The organism is Salinimicrobium oceani, from assembly GCF_012037645.1.
Map to the genome: position 1 here is coordinate 1 of NZ_JAAVJR010001034.1, position 370 is coordinate 370.

The 370-nt window shown below is 38.9% G+C and carries 1 protein-coding gene; it reads left to right on the plus strand.

Annotated elements, in window-relative coordinates:
- Positions 1-109: 109 nt before the first annotated feature.
- Positions 110-370: lyase family protein (locus HC175_RS20645; protein WP_262887260.1), on the plus strand; the 261-nt coding region annotated here is incomplete at its 3' end.

The following is a 370-nucleotide window of genomic DNA, read 5'->3' on the forward strand; positions in this document are numbered from 1 at the left end:
ATTCTCCAACCTTTCCTGACGGAATTTTCCATTTGGTTCATATTTTTATTCCAAATTCAAGCTAAAGATTTTGCTGAAAATGTAAATTTGTAACAAATCACTAATCATTATGAAATATCGAATAGAGAAGGATACCATGGGGGAAGTAAAAGTCCCTTCAGATAAATTATGGGGTGCACAAACAGAACGTTCCCGAAATAATTTTAAGATCGGAGCTCCGGGCAGTATGCCCTTGGAGATCATCTACGGTTTCGCTTACCTTAAAAAAGCTGCGGCTTTTACCAACTGCGAACTTGGAGCACTTTCTGTTGACAAAAGGGATCTAATCGCTAAAGTTTGTGACGAGATCCTTGCAGGCAAGCATGATGAT